The sequence below is a fragment of the Shewanella sp. 10N.286.45.A1 genome (genome assembly GCF_041470405.1).
Taxonomy (GTDB): Bacteria; Pseudomonadota; Gammaproteobacteria; order Enterobacterales; family Shewanellaceae; genus Shewanella.
Genome location: NZ_JBFRMK010000249.1, coordinates 1 through 24,922 on the forward strand (window position 1 = coordinate 1; position 24,922 = coordinate 24,922).

The window sequence follows — 24,922 nt, forward strand, 5'->3', positions numbered from 1 at the left end:
ATACTGATTGGTATAAGCTTAATAAATTATCGAAATAAATCGGCTAAGGGTTATCAGCCACGGAGCTGTACTTAAGAGGACTGACTTAAGTGTTAGTTCCGCACGCCAAAACAAATAGCGGGCTTGAGGTATATAAGGTTGTAGTATCGCAGGCATTAAACGCAGAATAAAACGCCAGTTCTGTAATTGTTACTAGACTCACAAAAATTGAGCTAGATCAAAGAATGAGGTGGATTGAAAATCAATTAGCTTATCCAATCAGTATAAGAAGCTGATCGACTCAATGTATTTTTTTGGCGAGTTTATTCAAAATTCATAAATGACATAATGGTTGGTATTCTGTTTCAGCCATAAAAAAACCGTGCAAGCTAAGCTCTACACGGTTCACTTTTTAACTGGTCGCGATTAGCAACTAGTCATCTCAATTAACGTTCAGCGTCAGAGCCGTAATCAAGGTTGTCTTCATCAAAATCGCTATTTGACTCTGATCTTTCATCGCGTGCACTGCGCCATGCATCTGCTGCTAACTCTTTTTCATCAGCAGCTTTATTACGCTCTTCACGCGCTTTTGCTTTGCGTTCGTTACGCTTAACAAGATTTTCTAAGAATGATTTAAGCTCAGTTTCGCCCCATGCAGTGGCTTCAGCTTCTGTTGCAAAACCTTTTTGGGTTTTCGAAACAACTATTTTTCTAGCTGATTGGCGACGAGTGATCTGGCCAGTCCAAGTTTCTTTATCTTGAACAACGCGAAAATCATACTTCTTTGTTTGTGTCATGTTACTTATTTTCCTAACAATAATCGTAATACTTTGAGCTCTATAAAAGTTCAAGCCCAATCAATGAGTAACAGCTAGAGCTATGCTTAGCTATCACCTTTAATATTCTGCCAGCGATTTAACGCCAAAAATAAACCATAGTCGTAAATCAGTTGTGTGACGAGCTATTAAGCTTAAACACTACTTTGACTTTCTGTCACCTTCAGCTCGCATTGCTTGCAATACAGCATGTAACCAAGCATCGATTGTCTACCGCTAACACTTGTGACCCAGTCACGTCGCTCCCAAGGAGGACGATGGCGCACATGCTGGTTATGACCACAAACAAGTTCAGCAACCCAATGTTGTTCATCATCTAGATGATAATTAATAATGGCTTGTAGCACGACATACGCCTTAAGTAGCAGAAAATGTTCGACTACGTTTAGGTTGAGGTCAGTAGATAATCTTTCAGGGGCGCGAGATTAACACGTGCGGCCTCGAAACAACATCTTTTAAATGACTAAAAATCACACAAATAAGAGATTTTGTTCAAATAAGTGCTATTTGCTTACAATCTTCAGCATTAGACGATAACCAATCATTCAATACTCGCCCTATACTTAATCGATAATGAATACCCTGGTGCTATCGTTTATTAAATGGCGCTTTTTAAGCAGATCCTGTAAGCTGCACGGCCGCTAGCATATGCCAGCTCCCCTATAACTGCAGTCAGCGCGCTTTAAGCCAGCTTGGCTGGCCGAAATGAGACCAATCTATGAGTTTTGCGTCACTGGGTTTATCTACCCAAATTTTGAAAGCTGTTGCCAATAAAGGCTATGACACCCCCTCTCCAATTCAAGCGCAAGCGATCCCCGCGGTACTTGAAGGTAAAGACGTCATGGCTGCGGCGCAAACCGGTACAGGTAAAACTGCTGGTTTCACTCTGCCACTATTAGAACGACTTTCAAAAGGCAACAAAGCCTCTGCAAAACAGGTCAGAGCATTAGTGCTGACTCCAACACGTGAACTTGCGGCCCAAGTGGGTGAAAGTGTTGAGACATACGGCAAAAACTTACCTCTTAAATCTGCAGTCATTTTTGGCGGCGTAGGTATTGGCCCGCAAATAACCAAACTTAACCGTGGCGTTGATATCTTGGTGGCTACCCCAGGTCGACTGCTCGATCTTTATAATCAACGCGCTGTTAACTTTAGTCAGCTTGAAGTGCTCGTTCTCGATGAAGCTGACCGTATGCTAGATATGGGCTTTATTCACGACATTAAGAAAATACTCGCGATCTTACCTGCTAAACGTCAGAACCTTATGTTCTCGGCAACCTTCTCTGATGATATCCGTAAGCTGGCAAAAGGCTTAGTTAACAACCCAGTGGAGATATCTGTCACACCGCGTAACGCAACAGCTAACACGGTTAAGCAGTGGATATGTCCGGTTGATAAAGGTCAGAAAGCGGCAGTATTGGTCAAGTTAATCAAGCAGCACGATTGGCAGCAAGTACTCGTCTTTAGCCGAACTAAGCACGGCGCTAACCGTCTGGCTAAAAGCCTCGACGCAAAAGGAATTACCGCTGCTGCTATCCACGGCAATAAGAGCCAAGGTGCACGCACAAAAGCGTTAGCTGAATTTAAGAGTGGTGATGTTCGCGTATTAGTTGCAACCGATATTGCGGCACGTGGCCTTGATATTGACCAGTTACCGCAAGTGGTTAACTTCGACCTGCCAAACGTGCCTGAGGATTACGTGCATCGTATCGGCCGTACAGGTCGAGCTGGCGCCACTGGGCAAGCTGTATCACTGGTCAGCGATGAAGAGATTAAACTACTTCGCGATATCGAGCTGCTTATTAAGCAAAATCTAGAGCGCAGAGTGATTGAAGGGTTTGAGCCAAGCCATAACCTGCCAGAGACAGATTTAACCCGTAAAACTCACGGACAAAACAAAGGTCCGCGTAATAGCAACGCTCGCGGCTCGAACCAAAAGCGTTCTAATTCAGGTGGCAAGCCAGCCAATCGTCAAGGCCAAAACCGTAGCCAACAAGATGGTGCAGGCAAGAGCGAGCATAAAGATGGACAGCGCAGCGGTGAAGCCGCTCGTGGCCATAAGCCAAATGATAAGAACCCTAGGCATGCTAGATCAAGCAAGCCGGGCTCAGCACCATTATCCGGCCAGCGCCGAACTCGCCGCAGTGACAACAGTTCTCAAGGCTAATCATATTCCGCTTTAGGCCAACAGCTTAAAAATAAAAAGTCCTAATACAGTCATGTATTAGGACTTTTTTATAACGATGACTTTAAGAGACTATCCTGGCTAAAATCTCTTATTTCAATTCGATATCGTTACAGTTTTTGCTGATGGAACTCATCAATACTAACCACCTTCTTTTGTTGGCTAAAGTCAGCAAACTTCGAGTCTTTAAACTCGGTGCCACGCAGTTGCACTACCACTCTAGCTAACTTATCTTCAGCAGCCAGTTCAACAAAGAGTGCTTGCACATCTTCTAGAGTCACCTGCTTTACCGCTGCAATCAACTGCTCATGACTAACAAAATCAGTTTTATATTCTAACCAATCTTTATAAGAAGGACGCGCCTCTTCCTGAATGTTTTTAGGTGGCTGCGTTAGCCCAACCAAAACGCTGTCTTTTATCGCCGCAATACTGTCACTGGTTGTTGTCGAGAGCTCTTTAGAGAATTGATTTTTAAAGGCATTAAATCGAGTGAGTAATGCATCAGGCCCCTTTACAGGCGACTGTATGTACATTGCCATCGAAACATGTTCACGCATTCTCTGGCTATAGAAGCCAACAGAATACCCAAGCTGCTCTTCTGTGCGCAATTGATTAAATGCACTGGGTTGCAGCAGGTTTTGTAATACCATCGCCGTAGCTGCAGTTTTTGGGGTCAACTCAGTGAATTTTGCATCCACTAATCCCACATCTGTCATATCTATATCGGCTTGCAAATTAACAATCGATTTTGACGTTAGATCAATAAGAGGTGAAAAATAAGTCGGCTCAATAACACGTTCTTGCGGCAATAGGTTTACCACTTGCTTAACCGTAGTCGCAAGTTGTTCCTCTTGGTAATTGCCATAGGCAAAAACACGTGGTTTACCATTTTTAAATAGCTCATTTTTAAATGCCAACAGCGATTCAGTTGTTATCGAGTCAATCTGCGCCAGTAAACTAGCATCCTCAAACTGATCGCTATTAACTAACTTATTAAATGCGTTGAATGATTGCTGAATAACGATTTGTTTCTGGTTACTGCGTAACTCCGCCTCAAGCGCAGCTTTTAAGTTCTGCAGTTCGACATCGGTTATGCTAGCACTTTGTAGCTGAGTCAATACTGTTTTCAATAATGCTGGTTGTTTATCAGTAAAACCACTTACCCAAGCAGACAAGCCATTTTCAATCCATACCCCTAAGTAAATCCCAGCTGCACGAGCCTCACCTTTAACCTCAGGTAATACGTTATTGCGCCATGATTTCATCAGCAGCTGTGCCATAACTTGCTGCTTAGCGCTGATTTTGTCGACCCCACTATTAAGCTTCAGAGCAAAATACCCTTTCGGCTGACTAAATAGTTGAGAGTGAGTTAAGTAAACCTCAGACTCTTCACTATTAACTATCAATTTCGGCGACGAATATTTAGCGGTTACAACATCAAAATTTTCCGGCATCATGCGGTTTACGCTCGGTAACCCCAACTCTATACTCGTTACTTGAGCCAGCCATGAGTCACTCATTTCCTCGTCAATGGGCTCAACTTTATAGCGACCTTTGAAGTTCTCCATATCGGTATCGACTGGTTGGTCTTTATCGATATAAAGCACTCGTGCATTGTCAACTGTCAACTGTGAAAGCACTTGGTTAACGGCATCAGCATCGAAGCGAGCATAATCAAACCCGCTGCTCAGCACTGATTGCGCCGGGTATTTTTGTAGCCCGGCAGCGATTCTCATCGCATAGGCATAATCGTTATATTTCTCAACAAAACGGAAATCATTATCAAGTGATTGCTTAATCTCTTTAAAGTAGCGCTCATCTACTCCCTTTTGTTGTAGCAAGGATAAATATTTGAATATAGTACCGACCACTAACTCACGATTTTTCAAACCATCGGCAGTTAAATCGGCATGAATAATAAAGCTGCCTTGGCTACCATACTTATCTGGTTCGGCGTAAGCGTATAGGTTTTCAATCAATCCTAATTGGCGTAATCTAGCTGCCAGCGTATCCGGCATTTCACTGCTAATAAGGTGCGTCAGAAATTTGTTAGGCTTGACCTCAAACTGCTTAATATTATTATCAATCACAAACTTCACTTGCAGCTGATTTATCTCTGTTTGCGGCAGATAACGGATTAGCTTACCCGCCTCCTTGTCAGTCGAGGCTAGCGTCGTTATCACTGGCTTTTCGACATCTTTATTAATGACTTTTGAAAAGTGCTTATGTGCCAGCTTTTCCATTTCATCGAGTGAGCGGTTACTGATCAATGTCGCTTTCATCAAGTTGGCAGAATAATATTTATCGTAAAAAGCCAATAGCTCTTTTTGCAGTGTGCGCTCACCTTTGTCCGATAACGAATTAAGGTTGCCCCAGTTAAACTGCGAGATAGGATGGCTTTGATTGAGCGTGACGCCATCTAGTGCGCCCATAATTACATAGTCATTTGGCCCTTTCATGCTCCACTCTGAATGCACCGCGTTGCGCTCTTTATCTGCATAAGTAGCATCTAGAATGGGTTCATAGAAAAAGCCAGAGAAACGCGCTAAAGCTTCATCATAGGCTGCATTATTCACAGCAATCATATAGTTAGTGTGATCAAGCTGAGTGTAAGCGTTTAGTGAACCACCATTTTTAATAACGAACTTAGTGTAATCTCCCACCTCTGGGTAGCTCTTGGTGCCAAGAAACAGCATATGTTCTAAGTAGTGAGCTAAGCCGCCAAACTCTGCGGGCTCCTGGTAAGAGCCCACGCCGACACTCAGCGCTGCAGCTGACTTTTCAATACTCGGATCTGACACTAAAACCACTTCGAGTTTGTTATCCAGAGTAATCGCACGGTAAAGGCGCTGGTCATTGACACTTTTTTTGATCTCATTGGAATCGACAGTGCTGTTAATGCTGACAACTTCGGTGCTAGCAGGTGTAACAGATTGCTGTTGACCACAACCGCTACTAATTACCGCGGTGGCACACAAGGTCATGGTTAAATAATAGTGCTTGGTAACTCTCATCTTTCTTCCTTGAACAGTGACTGATTAACATAAATCAACTAAAGGTATACTTTATGCAGTAAGGAGTTGTAAAGCTGAAGAGAAACCAACCAAATTAACATAAACGCAACAAAATCAATAAAAAAGGCGCCCTAAAGGCGCCTTTTATTGTTTAATTATTTTTTGAGGTTTATTTAAGTTCTTGCTCGAAAAGCTTGTGTATACGGCGATATTCATCTAACCAGCTTGATGGTTGACGGAAACCATGGGGCTCAACCGGATAGATAGCCGTTTCAAACATAGGCTTTTCAAGTTCAATCAAACGTTGTACTAGACGCACGCTATCTTGAAAAAATACGTTGTCATCTAGCACACCGCTCATGATCAATAATGGTTTTTGTAAACCTTCAGCGTGCTCAATTGGTGAACTACGCTCATACGCAATGGGGTCAACATCTGGGGTATTCAAAATATTAGAGGTGTAAGGTGCATTGTAATGGGCCCAATCTGTTACTGGACGCAGTGCCGCACCCGCTTGGAACAGTTCAGGCTCATTAAATAGTGCCATAAATGTTAAGAACCCACCATATGAACCGCCGTAAGTCCCTACTTTGCCCGCATCAACATTGGCATTTGCCGCCATCCAACTGACGCCATCTTTAAGGTCTTCAACCTCAGGCGTACCCATTTGACGATAAACAGCAGTACGCCAATCACGGCCATAACCTTTTGAACCACGGTAATCCATATCCATCACTACATAGCCTTGTTGCGCTAGTAAGTTATGGAACATGAACTCTCTAAAGTAGCCTGAGAAGCCGTAGTGAGCATTTTGCAAGTAACCTGCACCGTGGTTAAAAATAACCGCTGGATACTTGTCAGCGTTGTCTTTGCTATATCCTTGTGGCAAATAAACCCGTGCATACACTTCACCTGCACCATGCGTTGACGGTACAGCAACAACTTCTGGTGCTTGCCAAGCGTAATCTTTAAATGCATCGCTGGTATAGTCAGTTAGCTGCTTCATCTCGCCACCAAGTGGCTGCACAAATAGCTCAGCAGGTCTTGTGCGAGTAGAGGCATTGAGGAGTAACTGTTTGCCATCTGGACTCAAACTATAATCAAGCTGACCTTGCCATTGAGTCAACTGCTCATCTTTACCGCTAGCAATCTCTACTCGATAAACATTATCAATACCTGGATGGCTCTTATTAGCTTTGTAGTAGATAAACTGCGCTTTAGGGCCTAGGGTAATATCACTCACCACATATTGGCCTTGAGTCAAAGCACGCGCTTTTTCACCACTGGCTTTTAAGTACAAGTGTGAATAGCCAGTTTCCTCAGAAAGGTAGTAAAGGCTATCGCTATTAGGTAACCAACCGTATTGATTAAAGTTGTAGTTAATCCACGCATCATCATGTAAACGGTGCTCTGTCTTTAACTTGCCTTTAGTCAGATCAACTGTCGCTATCCAACGATCTTTATTGTCCACAGCTTCAAGCATTACCGCGAGTTTGTCGCCAGATTCACTCCACTGCATAGCGCTTTGTGACCAGCCCCAATCTTGAATGCGTTGGATCTTACGAGCTGACTTTTCACTGTTATAGCTTTCGCCTTTTGCTTTGGCGTTTTCAGCTTTCACACTTGCAAGCACATCTTCATCAAAACCAGTAAGGCCTTCGATGGTGATATCTTTTTTGCTATGAGTTTGTAAGTCGAGCAGTACTAGACGTTCACCAGGTGGTGTATCTTCCGCTACGCGAGCTCGAGCAGGCACAGCATCCACATAACCATCCTTACCTAAGTAATTAGGCATAATGTCATGTTCACCGCGCCAGCTATAATCTTTGTCTCGCAGTGACAACAAAACATAGCGTCCATCTGGTGATAAACTCAGTTCTGTCACCGTTTCTGAATCGCCCAAATACCATGTCTTTGCAGACATAGTCGGATCCGCTTTAGCTAGCGCTTCTTTATACTGCTGTTTAGATTTAGCATTACTTTGTTGCAGTGCAACATACTCAATTAGGCGATGCTGCTGTTTAACAATATAGCTTGTTGGCTCTTGCACACCTTTTGGCTCTGCTGCCATTTTGATGTTTGCTAGCTGCTCAGACAGACCAGAGTTATGGTCTATCTTGAAAATATTATCTCCCTGCCAATAAGCGATATCGCCGTTATTAAGAAAACGAACGCCATCGACTTTAGTATTTTGACGGGTCAATTGGGTAATTTTTGACGAGCTGAGATCTTTAACGAACAAGTTGCCTTGGTATATGTAAGCTTTGCGGGCTTTGTTATTGTCTAATACCCCGTACTCTTGATCTGCTGCGTGTAATTGATTTAGGGCGAGTTCACTTGCAACTGTGTCAGTAATACTTTGCTGGTAATAAGTGCGAGTCGGTGAACCGTGAGCTTGGCGAGCAAAATAGATGGACTGACCATCGTCACTCCAATATGCGCCTTTTGCTTGTAAGCCCATCCAATCTGGATTAGCCATGATTTGATTTAGCGTAAGCGCTTGATCTACTTGTGGTGGTGCAGATAAAGCCACAACATTTGTTGAGAGATTCTTTTCTACTACTGGTGCATCTGTAGTCGTTGTCGAAGAGCAACCCGCTAAAATAGCGACTGTTAGCGCACTCAATCCGATATGACGAATGACGTCCTTCATTATCCATCCCTTTTATTATTGGTATTTTTGCGGACTTTTATACCACACTTTCTTAAAGGGACTTGTCTAAAATTGAGTAAACTTTGTAACAGATAGTAGCAATTTATCTCCATCAGTATAAAGATTTGCTCGTTCAGCAAGAGTTTAGCTGTTTTGGGAGAGGCTTTGAGTGAATAACTTTGTATTTCGTCGCTCAAGTTCATTAACGCAATATCACAGCCGCTAAAGTCGCCTTAAGCAATGTTTCTTATTTCAGTATTGAATAAACGTATAACGGTATCACCATTAGGCCATTTACCCGCCTTAAATTAATTTGTAAAAAAACACTCTGAGTAGACTAAATTCACATATTGATTAGTACTAATTGGTATTAGGTGATATCTATAAAATTGGCTAACAAGTTATGGCCTTGCTCAGTCAAAATAGATTCTGGGTGGAACTGCACAGAGTAAATTTTACTAGCGGCACAACTCATCGCCATTATCTCTTGCCCATGAATTGGATCATCATACCAAGCATCCAAGCTAAAACCTGCGGGAACTTCATCAATCAATAACGAGTGATAACGGGTAACCGTTAATGGATTATTAAGGCCGTCGAAAAGGCCTATTCCGTTATGGACGATTTTACTGGTTTTGCCGTGCATCACTCTTTTAGCCTTTACGACTTCAGAACCAAAAACTTGTGCGATGGCTTGGTGCCCTAAACAAACTCCTAGAATAGGGACTTTGCCAGAAAATTCTTGTATGACCTTTAGCGAGAGTCCTGCTTCATTTGGCGTACATGGACCGGGGGAGATCACTATATGAGTTGGGTTAATAGACTCTATATCTGCAAGGGTAAGCTCGTCATTTCGCTTAACGATAATACTTTGCTGCAATTGCTGAAAATATTGCACCAAGTTATAAGTAAAAGAGTCGTAGTTATCGATCATTAAGATCATAGCGATGCCGTAAACCTGTTCTTCTTTAGCGCCATTTAATGTCAAAGCCCGAGAAGCTCGCCTTTGATGCCACTGAGTAATAGTGTAGTTGGGCGCAGATGCTACCACAGAGTTAACACATCTTCACTGCACTCTAGCTTTTGAGTAAATTTTTCCAATAAAAAAGCCAGTCAAATGACTGGCTTTTCTGTCTGGTTACAACCTATTTAACTAAGGTCAAATGACCTCGGCGTTTAGGTTCCTTAACCTCTTCTTTGATCTCTTCAGGCTCACTAACTTCAGCAACAGGTTCTTCTACTACAGAAAGCCCCGCTTCTTCAGTTTCTTCTAATTGGTACGCTTCTTCAACATCAAAGACAGTACCGGCGCCATTTTCTCTGGCATAGATAGCGACAATTGCAGCCATAGGCAACAAAACCTGCTGAGGTACACCGCCAAAACGTGCACTGAACTCAATAAACTCATTAGTGATCTGTAGTCCGCCTACAGCACTTTCGGTAATATTAAGTACAATCTGACCATCTTTAACATACTGCTGCGGAACTTGGGTGCCAGGCACATAAGCATCAACAACAACATGGGGCGTTAACTGGTTATCCATCAGCCAGTCATAATAAGCCCTTAACAAATATGGACGATTCGGGGTTAACTCTTTCATTAGATACCCATGCGCATTTCGCGCTCAGTCTCTGTCAAAGAAGCTTTGAATGATTCGCGGTCAAACAGGCGAGTCATGTAGGCTTTAATATCTTTTGCAGCACGGTTATCTAGCTCGATACCCAATACTGGTAGACGCCATAATAATGGGCCTAGGTAGCAATCGGCTAAACCGAACTCTTCACTCATAAAGTAAGGCACTTCACCGAAGATAGGTGCGATAGCGGTTAAGCTTTCAGTCAACTCTTTACGAGCCGCTTCTGCACGATCGCCTTTTCTAATACGCTCTACAAGTGCATACCAATCTTCTTCGATGCGGTGCATCCAAAGACGAGTTTGACCACGTGAAACCGGATAAACAGGCATTAGTGGAGGATGAGGAAAACGCTCATCTAAATATTCCATAATAATGCGAGAGTTATACAGTACTAATTCTCTGTCAACCAATGTAGGCACAGTGTTGTACGGGTTTAGCTCGATCAAGTCTTCAGGGATCTCATCTGGATCAACCTGCAATACGTCAACCGTTACGCCTTTTTCAGCAAGAACGATACGTACCTGATGACTGTAAAGGTCATCTGCGCCTGAATACAGGGTCATGATTGAGCGTTTGTTGGCAGCAACAGCCATTGATACCCTCCGGGATTCACAATTCAAAAAGCAAAAATGCAAAAGCAAACGAGGAGCAAAGCTCCCCGTTTACAATATGCGGATAATACATTCTACCCTTTAATAGGGCTTAGTGTACATCTTTCCAGTATTCTTTCTTTAAGAGGTAGGCCACAATAAAGAAAATAAATAGGAAGCCCATCACCCACCAACCTAAACTTTCACGCTCAAGTTTTACAGGGTCGCCAGCGTAAACCAAGTAGCCAGTAAGATCACGGACATATTGGTCATACTCTTCAGCAGATAGGGTGCCGCCAGTTGCAACTAAACTACCGTCTTCCTGTTTAACAGCAAGCCCTTGAAGTTCTTGTAGAACATGAGGCATACCCACTGAAGGGAAAACAGTATTATTGACACCAAATGGGCGAGATTCATCTTTATAGAAACCCTTAAGGTATGTATAAATCCAATCTTCACCGCGAACACGAGCCACTAGCGTTAAGTCTGGTGGCGTTGCACCAAACCACTTAGCCGCATCGGCTTCTGGAATTGAATTTTCCATCAACTCACCAATTTTGGCGTCGTCATGGATATATTTAGCACGCATATCGTCCAGCGAAATACCCAAATCCGTCGCTACACGCTCGTAACGCTGATACTGAGTACTATGGCAACCTGCGCAGTTGTTTTGGAAGTGATCCAAACCACGCTGCAGTGACTCTTGGTCATTCAGGTCGATGTTAGCACTTTCAAGGTGCGCACCGCCTGCAGACATTGCCATAGTTGGAACCAAGGCGACTAATGCAATCAATAATTTTTTCATTAGTGTGTCAACCTCTCTGGAACAGGCTTAGTTTTCTCATTCTTACTATAAATCCATAGTAGTAAGAAGAAGCCAAAATAAGTCACCGTAAAGATACGTGCTGCAATTGTTAGTGCTGGGGTTGCTGGAACGGCGCCCAAGTAGCCCAATACTACAAATGAAACTGCAAACTGGCTGATGTTTAGCTTGTGAGCCATGCTGCGGTAGCGAATTGACTTAACACTACAACGATCTAACCAAGGTAAGATAAACAGTACAGCAATGGCTAAGCCCATGCCGATAACACCCATTAACTTATCTGGAATCGCACGCAAAATTGCATAGAAAGGTGTGAAATACCAAACTGGCGCAATATGCTCTGGCGTCTTCATTGGGTTAGCCGCTTCAAAGTTTGGCTTCTCAAGGAAGTAACCACCACCTTCTGGCATAAAGAACAATACATAACAGAAGACAATCAAGAAGCCAGCAACGCCCATGATATCTTTAACTGTGTAGTAAGGGTGGAATGGGATACCATCTTTTGGCCAGCCATTCTCATCTTTGTTCTTCTTAATCTCGATACCATCAGGGTTATTTGACCCCACTTCATGCAGTGCAATTAGGTGTAAGAACACCAACACAACAAGTACTAACGGTAGTGCGATAACATGCAATGCAAAGAAACGGTTCAGGGTTGCGCCGGAGACAACAAAGTCACCACGGATCCACAATGTTAAGTCATCACCAATAACGGGAATAGCACCGAACAATGAGATAATTACCTGTGCACCCCAGTAAGACATCTGTCCCCAAGGTAGCAAGTAACCCATAAATGCTTCTGCCATCAACACTAGGAAGATAAGCATACCGAATAGCCATAGTAGCTCTCTAGGTTTCTGGTATGAACCGTAGATAAGTCCACGGAACATATGCAGATAGATCACCACAAAGAAGGCCGAAGCACCGGTGGAGTGCATATATCGCAGCAACCAACCATACTCAACATCACGCATGATGTATTCAATTGAAGCAAACGCACCTTCTGCTGTTGGAACATAGTTCATTGTTAACCAAATACCGGTAAGCAGCTGGTTAACAAGTACTAGCATGGCTAGTGAGCCAAAAAAGTACCAAAAGTTAAAGTTGGTTGGTGTCGCATATTGACCTACGTGACGATTATACGTCGCGGTCATCGGGATACGAGCATCAATCCAATCAATGATATTCTTAACCATTACGCAGCTCCTTTATCAACACCGATAATCACGGTGCCATCATCAATATACTGATGTGGAGGGATAACTAAGTTCAATGGCGCAGGTACACCTTGGAATACGCGACCAGCCATATCAAACTTAGAACCGTGACAAGGACAGAAGAATCCTGAAGCAACACCCTCTACTTGCTCACCAAATGTGTCTGGTAAGTAAGTTGGAGAACAACCTAGGTGAGTACATAAGCCAACGGCTATGAAGTACTCTGCCTTAATTGAACGCCCTGGGTTTTGTGCGTAAACAGGCTGCTGTGGTTCAACAGAGTCTGGATCGCGAAGCTGAGCGTCAATAGTAGGTAGACCATCTAAGATCTCCTGTGTACGACGAACAACCCATACAGGTTTACCACGCCATTCAACTCGAATAAGTTGACCTGGCTCGACTTTACTTATGTTTACTTCAACCGGCGCACCTGCTGCTTTCGCTTTGGCACTCGGATTCCATGACTTTATAAACGGAACCGCTACAGCAGCGGCACCAGCACCACCTACTACGGCGGTTGCTGCGGTCAGAAATCTGCGACGTCCGGTATCGACTGGCGCATTGCTCATCCACTTGTCTCCAGAGAGTGTTGGAATTTTTGTTTTATTAAGTTTCTTAAATTCTGACTTAAGCCAGAGATTAAAAATCTAAATTTGAGGCGGGGCTCATTATAGCCAAAAATTAGAACCAGATCATAGTTAAAACACACAACAAAGTTAACTATGTTGCTTTTAGTGGCCATTCTGCGCAAAAAGAAAGCATCTCGGCTAACATTTTATGTAAATTAACTTAAAAGAACATGAAAATGCATTTTAATTATCTTGTTCTAAATTAGCCACTTATACATTCTAAAGTGATGTTATTGTGGATACAGCAGAATAGTTGACTGAATAGGTAAGAATAAAATTCAAGCCTAAAAATTAAATCATTCAAGCATAAAAAAGGCCTAACACATGTTAGGCCTTTTAAGATCAAGCGAGGAGGTTATTTACCTGTAGAGCTCTTCATATATCTAAAGAACTCGCTATCAGGTTCAAGTACCATGACATCACGGTCACCATCAAAACTCGATTTATAAGCATCTAAGCTTCGCATAAAGCTAAAGAACTCAGGGTCCTTAGTGTAAGCCTCTGCATATATTTTAGCGGCTTCAGCATCACCTTCACCACGAGTCGTCAACGCTTTACGTTCAGCTTCAGCGGTTTGAATCGTCACACTAGCATCTGTCTTAGCACGAATGATCTCAGCTTGCTCTTGCCCTTGAGCGCGATGCTCTTTTGCAACAGCTTGGCGCTCAGCTCGCATACGCTGGTAAATACTGGTACTAACGTTTGCTGGCAGATTGATCTGCTTAACACGAACGTCAACCACTTCAATACCTAGATCCGACGCACTCTCAGAAGCATTTTCAAGTGCATCAGATTGCAACTCGTCACGACTACCAGAAACGATCTCTTTAATCGTACGGCGACCAAACTCAGTACGAAGGTCATTGTTGATCTTGCGTTGTAGCAAGGTTTCAGCGTTAGCCTTAATACCGCCATTGGTTGACAAGTAGTAACGTTCAAAATCCAAGATGCGCCACTTCACATAAGAATCGACCATAAGATCTTTCTTCTCTGAAGTTACGAAGCGATCTGCTGCACCATCTAGCGTCTGTACACGAGAATCCATGAACTTGATTTTATCAAGACCGGGGATCTTAATGTGTAAGCCAGGCGTGTAAACGCGTGTAACACCGTCATCTTTTAGGACTTTACCAAATCGCGAAACGATCGCTCGCTCGCCTTCATTAACGACTAAAAGTGATGACAAAATGATTGCAACAAGTACAGCTGCTATTACCGCAGTAAATTTACCCATACTTAATTCCTCCCCGTACGATCACCTCTTGATGGACGACCATCAAGAGGCATGCTGCTATTATTTGTCGTGCTGTTGACCGACATTATAGGCTGTGCGGGTTTACTTTTAGTGCTAACAGACTTATTTGACTGACTATTTTGCATCAACTTATCGAGTGGCAAATACATTAAATTGCCGCTATTTTTAGCATCAATAAGCACCTTGCTAGTCCCACTCATTACTTCTTGCATCGTATCGAAATACATACGCTCACGAGTAACATCTGGGGCTGCCTGATATTCAGGAAGCAACTGTTCAAAGCGGGCAACTTTACCTTGGGCTTCAAGCGTGACTCTTTGCTTATAAGCTTTAGCTTGTTGATCCATTCTTTGTACAGTACCACGAACTTTAGGCTCTAACTGACGAGAGTAAGCTTCTGCTTCACGGATAAAGCGTTGTTCATCCTCTTGAGCTGCAATCGCGTCATCAAAGGCATCTTTAACCTCTTCAGGTGGACGAGCAGGCAAGAAGTTAACATCGACAATCATGATACCTAGGTTGTAGGGCTCAATAATACGCTCAATCTCGTTCCATGTATCACGACGGATCTTATCTCGACCTGTAGTCAAAATATCATCCATGGTGTTATGGCCGATCACGTAGCGCAATGCACTGTCAGTGGCTTCACGTAAACTAGCATCAGCGTCAACTACGCTGTAAAGATAGTTCTTGGCATTGTTGACACGAAATTGTACGTCTAGTTGAACTAAGACCACATTTTCATCAGCCGTTAGCATGCTACCAGAAGCAGGGATCGAGCGAACCGTTTGCACGTTCACTGGAGTAACTTCATCAATGAAGGTTGCTTTCCATTGCAGGCCTGGATCAACTTCTCCAATATAGCCACCAAAACGCAACTCAACACCTTTCTCGGCTTCTTTAACAGTGTAGAAGCCAGATAGCCCCCAAACCACAACAGCAATAGCCAAAACAATCACTAAGCTCATTGAACTTATGCCATTGCCTGAACCATTGCCTTTTCCGCCAAAGCGTTTAGAAAGGTTACGAAAAACTTCATCTAGATCTGGTGGTCCCTTATCGTTACCACCTTTCTTTCCCCAAGGGTCTTGACCCTTGTTACCGGGCTCGTTCCAAGCCATTTAGTACTCCATAGTGTATGAAATAAACGAGATTACTAAAATTACTATTTATACGGCGACATCATCGACGATAAAAGTTTCTATTTCACCAAGGCTCTGCTTAACCAGTCGACGCCAATCGGCCTCTAACAAGCGTACAGAGATCATACAGTTCCCCAGATCGTCATACTCTTTCTGCTGTATTACATCCAGTTTATAAAACTGACCAAGATAGTGCCCTGCCGAAGCGGGGATTTGCAAGTCTAGCTCTTTAACAGCTTTACCAACCAAATCGTTGATAGCTTCTTGAACTAGTTCCAAGCCTTTTTGTTGCTGGGCAGACACCCAGACTCTGATTGGCTTACCTTCGTCATCATAATCAATGCGAGGTTTCACCTCATCCAGCAGATCGATTTTATTACATATAATCAACTGAGGAATTTCGTCGGCGTCGATCTCTTTGAGCACGTTTTGTACCTGCTCAAAATTATCAGCCATATTTTCATCTGCGCTATCAACAACATGCAATAGCAAATCTGCTTGCCGTGTTTCCTGCAATGTCGCTTTAAATGCAGCAACAAGGTCATGAGGCAAGTGCCTAATAAACCCAACTGTATCCGCCAAGACAATATGACCATCTGGCAATTCCAGCTTTCTCAATGTCGGATCTAACGTAGCGAATAACTGGTCAGCAGCGTATACATCAGACTCTGTTAATGCATTAAATAACGTCGATTTACCAGCGTTGGTGTAACCGACCAAAGAAACCGTCGACATATCACTTCGCTGCCTAGCTCTGCGACTTTGATCTCGTTGCTTATCAACTTTAGCTAAACGCTTATTAATTGTGCGAATTCGCCCTCTTAATAAACGCCTATCAGTTTCAAGCTGGGTTTCACCGGGTCCACGAAGACCAATACCACCCTTTTGCCTTTCTAGATGCGTCCAACCTCTGATAAGGCGTGTAGACATGTGGCGCAGTTGCGCTAGCTCCACCTGTAACTTGCCTTCATAGGTTCTTGCTCTCTGAGCAAAAATATCCAAGATCAACGCTGTTCTATCGAGCACTCGACATTCACACATATGCTCGAGATTTCGCTCTTGAGCTGGGCTCAGTGCGTGGTTAAATATCACCACATTGGCATCTGTTGCCGCAACCATCGCAGCTAATTCTTCAGCTTTACCCGAACCGACAAAAAATTTACGGTCCGGTGCCCGACGACTTCCTGTAATGACACCGATTGATTGTGCCCCAGCAGATTCAACTAAAAGTTTAAGTTCTACTAGGTCTTCTCGGTTATCTTCATCAGAGAAGTCGATATGGACAAGTACCGCTCGTTCTCCTGCCTCATAACGATCAAACAAAAAGCAATCTCCTCAAAAAATTACTTCTCATCACTTTCGTCATGTTGAGCGTTGTAACCAGCTTGTGCATTTGTCGCCTGGTGGTTACTCACGTTAAATGGGCGTGATGGCACCACAGTAGAAATGGCATGCTTGTAAACCATTTGGCTTACAGTGTTTTTAAGCAAAATTACAAACTGATCAAAAGACTCAACTTGTCCTTGTAACTTAATGCCGTTAACAAGATAAATAGATACTGGAACGCGTTCACGACGCAATGCGTTCAAAAACGGGTCTTGTAAAGATTGCCCCTTTGCCATTTTCTAATTTCCTTTTTTATGTAATATCAATAGTAATTCTAATACTAGAAAACTTTATTCTTTGGTTTTAGTATTATACAGCTATCGCCAATTAGCTAGCGACTATACCGCAATACTGTATCAAAATTATTTTCAGCACCGCTTTCAAGCCAAATTAAGTCTGGCCAACCACGTAACCATGTTAATTGACGTTTTGCTAATTGCCTAGTAGCCACAATAGCTTTTTCAACCATAGTTTCATAGTCATATTCACCATCTAAATACTGCCAACATTGTCGATAGCCTACGCAGCGCATAGAGGGCAGTTCTAAATGTAAGTCATCACGTGACTTTAATTTTTCAACTTCTGCAACAAACCCTAGACCTAACATAGCCTTAAAACGAGTTTCTATTGCTTTATGTAACACCTTTCTGTCGTTAGGTGCAATCGCAAATTGAATCGCTTCGTAAGGGAATGCATCTGACTTTACTTTCGTTAGCTCAGTTAAAGACTTGCCACTGATCCGAAAAACCTCTAAAGCTCTTGCTAATCGTTGCGGATCATTAGGGTGAATACGCTCAGCAGCAACAGGATCAATCTCTTTCAATTGATCATGCAGAGCTTGCCAGCCATCAGCCTCTGCTTCAGCCGCTATTTGCGCCCTAATCTCCTCATTAGCACCCGGAAGTGGTGATAGGCCTTCTATCAACGCTTTAAAATACATCATAGTGCCACCCACCAGTAACGGGGTCTTACCGCGACTGATGATATCTTCTATTTTGAGCAATGCATCTTTTCTAAAATCCGCTGCCGAGTAGCTCTGTGCAGGGTCGATAATATCAATCAGGTGGTGAGGAGCAACAGCAAGCTCTGCGGCATCCGGCTTAGCACTACCTACATCCATTTGTTGATAGATTAATGCTGAGTCCACGGAAATAATTTCGCAGTCATAATTTTTCACCAACTCAATAGCCAACGCAGTCTTACCTGATGCTGTTGGTCCCATTAAGGTGATTATTTTATGTTTTTTCTTATCTGTCACTCTGAGATTCTTTCATCCATTGCTGCCAAGGAAGTTCTTGGCTTTGCTTATAAAGAGCGCTTTTTGCGCTAGTATCTAATGCATTAAATGCTAACCACGCCTCGGCGCTGGCAGTAAAACGACTTGAAGCTTGTGTCGCGAGCCAAAGAACTAGTGCATCATCGCTCGGCTCTTCAAATCGAACCCATTGTAATAACTCAGGGATTAAAACAGCCAATTGGCTGTCTCTCAGATATGGGGGCACTTTTTTAATAATCAACTGCCCAAGTCGGATAGATAGCTCAATTCCCAACTTTCTTAGCAATTGTTCTCGAGTTTCAATAACTTCATTCCAAATATTATCGACAGGTACAGCCACAGGCATCAACAAAGGTTGGCCCACTAACCCTTGCGCCAATTTAGCTTGGATCTGTTGTCGAGCAGTTTCTTTAACAACATCAGCGATACTCAGTAAACGAATGTTATCGCCTTCAACTATTACCCAATACTTATCAGCCAATACAGTAGGCATCTTGCCGCTAGCATCAGACACTGCCGAAGTATGTGGATTGGCAACGACTCTACCGCTTGTAGGTGCTGCATCAGTTGTACTGCTGCTCAACAAACTAGCATAAGCCTCTAAGCTACTTTGGCTGGGCAGTTCAACATCCGCCCTATGAGTAGCAGCTCTTAAAGGTGTTCTATAGCTAGACTGCCCTTGATTATAGCTCGTTGCGGTTGTCGTTACAGGACGTTCATTGACAGCCGTAGGCTTTGTAGGCGACTCAGTATAACCGGCAGAGGCAGCATGATTACTTGCACTGTTAGGTTCAAAGTTTGCTTCACTTTCACCTATAGGAGCAGTCTGCGCCTCAAGCCCCAAATCGGATGATTGCGCCATCGCAGATTGTAGAGCTTGCAAGATATAGTCATGCACATAGCGGCTTTGATGGAAGCGAACCTCATGTTTTGCTGGATGAACGTTGACATCAACCTGGTGTGGTTCTAATTCAAGCATCAGCACATAGCCAGGAGAAACGCCTGCAGCATATTCTGAGAATGCCTGACGAACGGCATGATTAACTAACCGATCTTTCACCAATCTACCGTTAACGTAAAAATACTGCGTTTCACTGTAGCCGCTAGCGGTATCAGGCGCTTGTAGATAACCACTTAAAGTAAGATCATTATGACTGCAGTTTATGTGTAAACAGGTCTCGGCAAATGCTTTACCGCACACTTGGCCCAAGCGCTGCAAATATTGCACTTCGGTCATAGCAGGGCGGTAGTTACGCACTGTTTTACCATTATTTTTAAGGGTAAAATGAATATCTCTTCTTACTAAAGCAATGCGCTTTAGCCACTCATCGATATGGGTAAACTCTGTTTTATCACTCTTTAAAAAACGACGCCTAGCAGGGGTATTAAAAAACAGATCGACGGCTTCAATTGTAGTTCCCACCGGGTGAGCAGCTGGCAAAATTTGCACCGCCATCTCGGTGCCTTCTGCTTTTGCCTGCCAGGCTTCAGCTTGGGTTTCTGTTCTGGACGTTAATGTTAGGCGCGAAACAGAGCTGATACTGGCTAACGCTTCACCGCGAAATCCAAAACTCATAATGGCTTCTAAATCATCTAGAGATTTAAGCTTTGATGTCGCATGACGAGATAAGGCTAAGCTCAAGTCTTGTTTAGGGATCCCTGAGCCATTATCTCGTATGCGGATCAGTTTGCTACCACCTTTGTCGATTTCGATATCGACTCGAGTAGCGCCAGCATCTAAGCTGTTTTCTACCAGCTCTTTGATAACTGACGCTGGGCGCTCAACAACTTCGCCGGCTGCTATTTGGTTAGCAAGCTGAGGTGGTAACTTTTCTATAGCCATTTTTTACTCTTTAACTGCAACATATTAGGCTCGTGGAATAACCAACGTCTGCCCTATTCTTAAAGAATCGGATTTAAGTTTATTGGCTTTTTTCAAGCTACTGATCGAGATCTGGTATCGATGGGCAATAACCGATAAGGATTCACCACTGCGGACTTTATGTTTAGTGTTACTTTTACTCGCCAGTAGCGAGTTGACCGGAGGATTGGCTTCAAAATATTTAACTACGCCTTTATGAACTGCTTTAGCGATATTATTTTGATGCTCTCGCTGAGACAAAAGACGTTCCTCTTTATGGTTGGAGATAAAGCCAGTCTCAACCAATATGGATGGAATATCAGGCGATTTCAGCACCGCAAAGCTCGCTGACTCTGGTTTGTGCTTGTGTAGCTTTGTCACTTTACCTAGATTGGATAACACATCTCCAGCGATGTTATGGCTGATAGCCATCGAACGATCCATCGACATATCGAGTAAAGTCATCGCTAAATATTGTTCATTATCAGTATTCTGGATTATCTCACCAGCACCACCGAGCAACTCAGAATGCTTCTCTTTTTGCTCTAACCAGCGACCAATCTCACTGTTCGCTCGACGCATAGATAAAACCCAGACTGACGCCCCTCTAGGTTGAGGTGAGGTAAAAGCATCAGCATGAATCGAGATCAATAGATCTGCTTTACTGTTACGGGCAATCTCAGAACGGCGATTCAAATTCACGAAATAATCGCCAGTCCTGGTCATTACCGCCTTCATACCCGGTGTCGCATTGATTTTAGCGGCGACTTTCTTGGCGATTTGTAGTACTACTTTTTTCTCGTACATGCCAGAAGGGCCAATCGAGCCTGGATCATCTCCACCATGACCTGCATCGATAGCCACTATGACATCTCTTAAAGCGGTTGCAGGCTTACTCGGCTGACTTTTTGCTTTAGTGCTCCCACCGTCGAGATCAACAACCAAACGGTTGCCATAGGGTGCTGTTGGAGGTAGCGCAAACAAGTTTGCTTTGAGCGGCTTTGTTAAATCAATAACAATTCTGAGTGTGCCTTTCTCTGGTGGCGAACTCTTTCTAATTCTTTTAACTAGCTTACTATTGTTAGCGATCTTCGCTAAATCGACTTTATTGGAGGATTTTTTCAGATCGACCACTAAGCGATATGGATTCGTTAAAGTGAAATGGCTGTAGTTCGGAGATTGACTTAAATCAAATACGATACGTGTCGATTCAGGCGCAGCCCAAACCCTTACGCCTTCTAATTTGTTTGCGCTGTGCGCAAAAAAGGATGTGCATAATGTAAGTAACAGTAGAACTAACTTTAATATATTATTGTTTTTTATCATTATTATTTAAACGCGCCAATATTTCTTCGCCCTTAGCAGAGAGAGCCTGTAATTCTATTTGTCGTCCAGTATTAACATATTTAATATAGATATGTATATCAGCTTGGGGTAATAGACCGTGACCACGATCAGGCCACTCGACAATGCATAAGCTACGCTCAGTGAAATAATCACGTATGCCCATGAACTCCAGCTCTTCTGGATCATAGAGGCGGTAAAGGTCAAAATGAAATACGTCAATACCCGCCATTTCGTATGGTTCGACTAAGGTATAAGTAGGGCTTTTTACCGCTCCCTCATGGCCTAAACTTTGAATGAGTCCACGACTAAACGTCGTTTTACCAGCTCCGAGATCGCCACTCAAATAAAGTGTCAACGGCGGCGTAATTAAGCCTGATAACTGATTACCTAAGCTAACTGTAGCTTGCTCATCTTCAAGATCTAGGGTGATAGATTGTATATTCATATTAATTTAAAAAGGCGTCCGACTAGCACATTATCCACAATGCGCTACTTTAACCTAAACACCTACAATTCTAAACTAGATTTGATTAACCAACTGATGAATAAAAGGCATGAGATCACTCGCAAGCATCCCCCTTTCTCCGTCTTTAGCTGCAAGATCTGCTGCATCACCATGAATCACCACCGCTAGAGAGGCTGCTTGCATATTGTCATAACCTTGTGCCATTAACGCACCGATAATACCGGATAAAACATCTCCGCAACCACCACTAGCAAGCCCTGGGTTGCCAACGGGTGCAACGATACACTCATTACCATTATAAATTAGCGTACCTGCGCCTTTTAATACAATCACACCGCCATATTTAGCATGCAGTTGGCGCACCGCGTTAAACCTATCCTGTTCAATTTCAGCAATACTGACGCCGAGTAACCTAGCAGCTTCACCGGGGTGAGGCGTCAATACCCAATTCTTGCTCGTCAGGGTAAATTGCACTAGCAGGTTCAATGCATCGGCATCTATAACACTCGGTTTTTCTGCAAGATCAACCGCTTTTAATAAATTGTAGCCCCAATCAGCAATGCCCAGCCCAGGCCCAATAACGAGTACATCAGCCCAGCCTAGTTTTAGGTAGACTTCCATATCCACTAGTTCGCATCCCCAAAACATCAACTCTGGCCTAGTGCTACAAACAACAACCTGATGCTCAGGCCTAGAAATGACCGTAACCAATCCAGCTCCGCTTCTCAAACTGGATTCAGACGCCAGTCGCACCGCACCAGACATACCAAAGTCACCACCAATCACCGTGACTTTGCCGCTGTCGCCTTTGTGAGAATCTCTTCTTCTCGGTTTGAAAACCTTTGGCAGATCGTCACTGACTAATTTTTTTAGGTTACTTTGAGGCAAATAGGGAGACAACCCTATATCCGCTAATATTAACTCTCCGCAGCAGTGGCGAGCCTGACTAGTCAATAAGCCTTGCTTAATAGCACCAAAAGTCAGTGTCATATTGGCTTCAATCGCCACCTGTCTCGCCCAGCCTGTATTAGGTTCAATCCCAGATGGAACATCGAGTGACAATACCCACGCTACACTGTTATTTACAGCATTAATAATAGAGACGAGTTCATCACTTAGCTCTCCTTTGACTCCTGTGCCTAGCAGGCCGTCGATAATCACATTCGCTTGAGTTATTTTTTCAATATTAAAAGCTGTGCTGTAACCGCCCGCCTCCTCAAACTCTGCGATTGCCCGCACTAGCTCCTCAGATGGCTTTTGCGCAACAGAGGCTTGTAAACAAACTGACCAACCTGCCTTAATCAACATTGCAGCAGTGGTGTAAGCATCGGCACCATTATTGCCATGCCCAGCGAGGATTAAAACAGACTTAGTGGGGATATCGATTGATTGAAGTTGTTCAAATACCGCTGACGCAGCCCGCTCTACCAGATTAAAAAGGCTTATATCGCTATCTTTGACAGCAGTAATTTCAGCCTGCTTCACTTGTTCGGCTGAATACACTGATAATAATGCTGATAAATACTTTTCGCTCATTAAGCTTTTCCTAGAACTGAACTTCAACCAAATTAGAATAGTAGCTAATCAGACTGAAACGCATATGAATTGTTCATTCACATAACGTTTAAATCTCAATAGTTTGATCTAACACAAATAAAGAGTTGCATTAGCGTTTATTTAGATCAAAAAAGGCACCATTCGGTGCCTTAAGTAAATAGATCATTGATCTATTAAATCAAATATCATCCATACGAATACTGCTATGCACTAATCGTTGTTGTTGGATTTTTTCTACTCTGACTAAATCTTCAAGTGCGCCTTTCGTTTCGCTACAACCTGAAGACAAAGAGGTTTTTTCGATTAAGCCTATCAGCTTATTATCGAGCTCTAGATGTAGCTCTAAAACATCATCTTCGGTCATATTGGCGGGTAAAGTCTGTTTTTGACAACGAGAAACAAAGTCTTCAAAAACGATATCTTTATACCAAGTATCGAGTATTTTCTTAGGCGCTTCATCGATATAATTTTCTAGTTTTTCAGCTGTCTGGCGCTGATGATGCTGAAAATACTCTAGCATTAACTTTACTCGTGAAGAATCCGCTTGGGTATGTAAACGACTATATAGCTGAGCCATCTCAAGGCGACAAGTCGCTACATAATCTATAAGCTCACTAAGTTGTTGAATACGCATATACCGCTCTCCTATCGCTCGCACTTTCGGTGACAAGCTAAAAATTAGTCTGATACTATTATGGTCTGAACAAAACACTGAAGGTTTGAAGGCTGTCATGTTTTGTCTATTCCAAACACGCCTACTTTAGAGATTATTAAAGAAACTAGCGCTTGATCACACTATCGCAACAAACACTCCAACTTGTTCCCTTCAATTTAAAATCGCTTTTTCCTCAATAAAAAGTTTAGTGCATGAAGTACCTCATAGAGACATCTTTAGCGCAAGCTTGAAAGAAAAGGTATTGAAACTGGAGGTTGGAACGAGCGTTGGGCTTAAACAATGGTGGGTTCGAACCGATGAGCTATAACCCATGAGGTATAACCCATGACCTATACCTTGGCAAAAAAGGGTATCAACTTTATCTACAAGCACAACTGAGCTACAAATATATTT

General features: G+C 43.1%; 21 protein-coding genes. 1 reads left to right on the top strand and 20 read right to left on the bottom strand.

The window, feature by feature from the left end; genetic code table 11:
* Window positions 1–425 precede the first annotated feature (425 nt).
* Both AB4238_RS17220 and AB4238_RS17225 read right to left on the bottom strand, forming a co-directional pair.
* Window positions 426–776 (bottom strand): DUF3622 domain-containing protein, encoded by a 351-nt coding sequence (locus AB4238_RS17220; protein ID WP_372034549.1) that lies wholly within the window; start codon window positions 774–776, stop codon window positions 426–428.
* A gap of 173 nt (window positions 777–949) precedes the next feature.
* Complete coding sequence (locus tag AB4238_RS17225; RefSeq protein WP_372034550.1) at window positions 950–1,162, bottom strand: DUF3565 domain-containing protein; 213 nt, start codon at window positions 1,160–1,162, stop codon at window positions 950–952.
* 371 nt (window positions 1,163–1,533) lie between these two features.
* Here AB4238_RS17225 and AB4238_RS17230 point away from each other — a divergent pair, with 371 nt between their 5' ends.
* Window positions 1,534–2,982 carry a DEAD/DEAH box helicase gene (locus AB4238_RS17230; RefSeq protein WP_372034551.1) on the top strand — a complete coding sequence of 483 codons (1,449 nt, stop codon included), beginning with the start codon at window positions 1,534–1,536 and terminating at the stop codon, window positions 2,980–2,982.
* A 128-nt stretch (window positions 2,983–3,110) separates the two neighbouring features.
* On the opposite strand, the gene AB4238_RS17235 is transcribed toward AB4238_RS17230, so the two are convergent.
* The 18 genes from AB4238_RS17235 to AB4238_RS17320 form a co-directional block, all read right to left on the bottom strand.
* Complete coding sequence (locus AB4238_RS17235) at window positions 3,111–6,014, bottom strand: insulinase family protein (RefSeq protein ID WP_372034552.1); 2,904 nt, start codon at window positions 6,012–6,014, stop codon at window positions 3,111–3,113.
* Between the two features lie 169 nt (window positions 6,015–6,183).
* Window positions 6,184–8,667 carry a prolyl oligopeptidase family serine peptidase gene (locus AB4238_RS17240; protein WP_372034553.1) on the bottom strand — a complete coding sequence of 828 codons (2,484 nt, stop codon included), beginning with the start codon at window positions 8,665–8,667 and terminating at the stop codon, window positions 6,184–6,186.
* A 370-nt stretch (window positions 8,668–9,037) separates the two neighbouring features.
* Entirely contained in the window at window positions 9,038–9,610 is a 573-nt protein-coding gene (locus AB4238_RS17245; protein WP_372034564.1) for an aminodeoxychorismate/anthranilate synthase component II, read from the bottom strand.
* A 202-nt stretch (window positions 9,611–9,812) separates the two neighbouring features.
* A complete protein-coding gene (locus tag AB4238_RS17250) occupies window positions 9,813–10,268 on the bottom strand; it encodes a ClpXP protease specificity-enhancing factor (protein ID WP_372034554.1) in 456 nt (151 codons plus the stop codon).
* Window positions 10,268–10,897 (bottom strand): stringent starvation protein SspA, encoded by a 630-nt coding sequence (sspA, locus tag AB4238_RS17255; protein ID WP_220736546.1) that lies wholly within the window; start codon window positions 10,895–10,897, stop codon window positions 10,268–10,270. The genes AB4238_RS17250 and sspA overlap by 1 nt, the downstream gene beginning before the upstream one ends.
* A gap of 109 nt (window positions 10,898–11,006) precedes the next feature.
* Window positions 11,007–11,699, bottom strand: a complete 693-nt coding sequence (locus AB4238_RS17260; protein WP_372034555.1) for a cytochrome c1 — start codon at window positions 11,697–11,699, stop codon at window positions 11,007–11,009.
* The gene (locus tag AB4238_RS17265; RefSeq protein ID WP_020910986.1) at window positions 11,699–12,913 is read right to left on the bottom strand and encodes a cytochrome bc complex cytochrome b subunit; all 1,215 of its coding nucleotides are present in this window, start codon (window positions 12,911–12,913) and stop codon (window positions 11,699–11,701) included. The genes AB4238_RS17260 and AB4238_RS17265 overlap by 1 nt, the downstream gene beginning before the upstream one ends.
* A complete protein-coding gene (gene petA, locus AB4238_RS17270; RefSeq protein WP_020910985.1) occupies window positions 12,913–13,503 on the bottom strand; it encodes a ubiquinol-cytochrome c reductase iron-sulfur subunit in 591 nt (196 codons plus the stop codon). The genes AB4238_RS17265 and petA overlap by 1 nt, the downstream gene beginning before the upstream one ends.
* A 415-nt stretch (window positions 13,504–13,918) precedes the next feature.
* A complete protein-coding gene (hflC, locus tag AB4238_RS17275) occupies window positions 13,919–14,797 on the bottom strand; it encodes a protease modulator HflC (protein WP_372034556.1) in 879 nt (292 codons plus the stop codon).
* A gap of 2 nt (window positions 14,798–14,799) precedes the next feature.
* Complete coding sequence (hflK, locus tag AB4238_RS17280) at window positions 14,800–15,939, bottom strand: FtsH protease activity modulator HflK (RefSeq protein WP_372034557.1); 1,140 nt, start codon at window positions 15,937–15,939, stop codon at window positions 14,800–14,802.
* Between the two features lie 48 nt (window positions 15,940–15,987).
* Entirely contained in the window at window positions 15,988–17,283 is a 1,296-nt protein-coding gene (gene hflX, locus AB4238_RS17285; protein ID WP_372034558.1) for a ribosome rescue GTPase HflX, read from the bottom strand.
* 20 nt (window positions 17,284–17,303) lie between these two features.
* Window positions 17,304–17,582, bottom strand: a complete 279-nt coding sequence (gene hfq, locus AB4238_RS17290; protein ID WP_202286414.1) for an RNA chaperone Hfq — start codon at window positions 17,580–17,582, stop codon at window positions 17,304–17,306.
* A gap of 95 nt (window positions 17,583–17,677) precedes the next feature.
* On the bottom strand, window positions 17,678–18,604 hold the full coding sequence (gene miaA, locus AB4238_RS17295; RefSeq protein ID WP_372034559.1) for a tRNA (adenosine(37)-N6)-dimethylallyltransferase MiaA: 927 nt from the start codon (window positions 18,602–18,604) through the stop codon (window positions 17,678–17,680).
* Window positions 18,594–20,465 (bottom strand): DNA mismatch repair endonuclease MutL, encoded by a 1,872-nt coding sequence (gene mutL / locus AB4238_RS17300; RefSeq protein ID WP_372034560.1) that lies wholly within the window; start codon window positions 20,463–20,465, stop codon window positions 18,594–18,596. Before mutL ends, miaA begins: the two co-directional genes overlap by 11 nt.
* Window positions 20,466–20,489: 24 nt before the next feature.
* Entirely contained in the window at window positions 20,490–21,809 is a 1,320-nt protein-coding gene (locus tag AB4238_RS17305; protein ID WP_372034561.1) for an N-acetylmuramoyl-L-alanine amidase, read from the bottom strand.
* Window positions 21,793–22,269, bottom strand: a complete 477-nt coding sequence (gene tsaE, locus AB4238_RS17310; protein ID WP_372034565.1) for a tRNA (adenosine(37)-N6)-threonylcarbamoyltransferase complex ATPase subunit type 1 TsaE — start codon at window positions 22,267–22,269, stop codon at window positions 21,793–21,795. The genes AB4238_RS17305 and tsaE overlap by 17 nt, the downstream gene beginning before the upstream one ends.
* Window positions 22,270–22,350: 81 nt before the next feature.
* Window positions 22,351–23,832: an NAD(P)H-hydrate dehydratase gene (locus AB4238_RS17315; RefSeq protein ID WP_372034562.1), complete on the bottom strand. Its 1,482-nt coding sequence runs from the start codon at window positions 23,830–23,832 to the stop codon at window positions 22,351–22,353.
* A gap of 199 nt (window positions 23,833–24,031) precedes the next feature.
* A complete protein-coding gene (locus AB4238_RS17320) occupies window positions 24,032–24,487 on the bottom strand; it encodes a hypothetical protein (protein ID WP_371995310.1) in 456 nt (151 codons plus the stop codon).
* Between the last annotated feature and the right edge of the window lie 435 nt (window positions 24,488–24,922).

Bases quoted from the DNA above. Each gene is read 5' to 3' on its own strand.
- sspA (WP_220736546.1), bottom strand. From the start codon at position 10,897: ATGGCTGTTGCTGCCAACAAACGCTCAATCATGACCCTGTATTCAGGC.
- AB4238_RS17265 (WP_020910986.1), bottom strand. From the start codon at position 12,913: ATGGTTAAGAATATCATTGATTGGATTGATGCTCGTATCCCGATGACC.
- hflK (WP_372034557.1), bottom strand. From the start codon at position 15,939: ATGGCTTGGAACGAGCCCGGTAACAAGGGTCAAGACCCTTGGGGAAAG.
- AB4238_RS17230 (WP_372034551.1), top strand. From the start codon at position 1,534: ATGAGTTTTGCGTCACTGGGTTTATCTACCCAAATTTTGAAAGCTGTT.
- mutL (WP_372034560.1), bottom strand. From the start codon at position 20,465: ATGGCTATAGAAAAGTTACCACCTCAGCTTGCTAACCAAATAGCAGCC.
- AB4238_RS17235 (WP_372034552.1), bottom strand. From the start codon at position 6,014: ATGAGAGTTACCAAGCACTATTATTTAACCATGACCTTGTGTGCCACC.
- petA (WP_020910985.1), bottom strand. From the start codon at position 13,503: ATGAGCAATGCGCCAGTCGATACCGGACGTCGCAGATTTCTGACCGCA.
- hflC (WP_372034556.1), bottom strand. From the start codon at position 14,797: ATGGGTAAATTTACTGCGGTAATAGCAGCTGTACTTGTTGCAATCATT.
- AB4238_RS17305 (WP_372034561.1), bottom strand. From the start codon at position 21,809: ATGATAAAAAACAATAATATATTAAAGTTAGTTCTACTGTTACTTACA.
- AB4238_RS17220 (WP_372034549.1), bottom strand. From the start codon at position 776: ATGACACAAACAAAGAAGTATGATTTTCGCGTTGTTCAAGATAAAGAA.
- AB4238_RS17240 (WP_372034553.1), bottom strand. From the start codon at position 8,667: ATGAAGGACGTCATTCGTCATATCGGATTGAGTGCGCTAACAGTCGCT.
- AB4238_RS17260 (WP_372034555.1), bottom strand. From the start codon at position 11,699: ATGAAAAAATTATTGATTGCATTAGTCGCCTTGGTTCCAACTATGGCA.
- hfq (WP_202286414.1), bottom strand. From the start codon at position 17,582: ATGGCAAAGGGGCAATCTTTACAAGACCCGTTTTTGAACGCATTGCGT.
- AB4238_RS17245 (WP_372034564.1), bottom strand. From the start codon at position 9,610: ATGATCTTAATGATCGATAACTACGACTCTTTTACTTATAACTTGGTG.
- AB4238_RS17315 (WP_372034562.1), bottom strand. From the start codon at position 23,832: ATGAGCGAAAAGTATTTATCAGCATTATTATCAGTGTATTCAGCCGAA.
- AB4238_RS17320 (WP_371995310.1), bottom strand. From the start codon at position 24,487: ATGCGTATTCAACAACTTAGTGAGCTTATAGATTATGTAGCGACTTGT.
- AB4238_RS17250 (WP_372034554.1), bottom strand. From the start codon at position 10,268: ATGAAAGAGTTAACCCCGAATCGTCCATATTTGTTAAGGGCTTATTAT.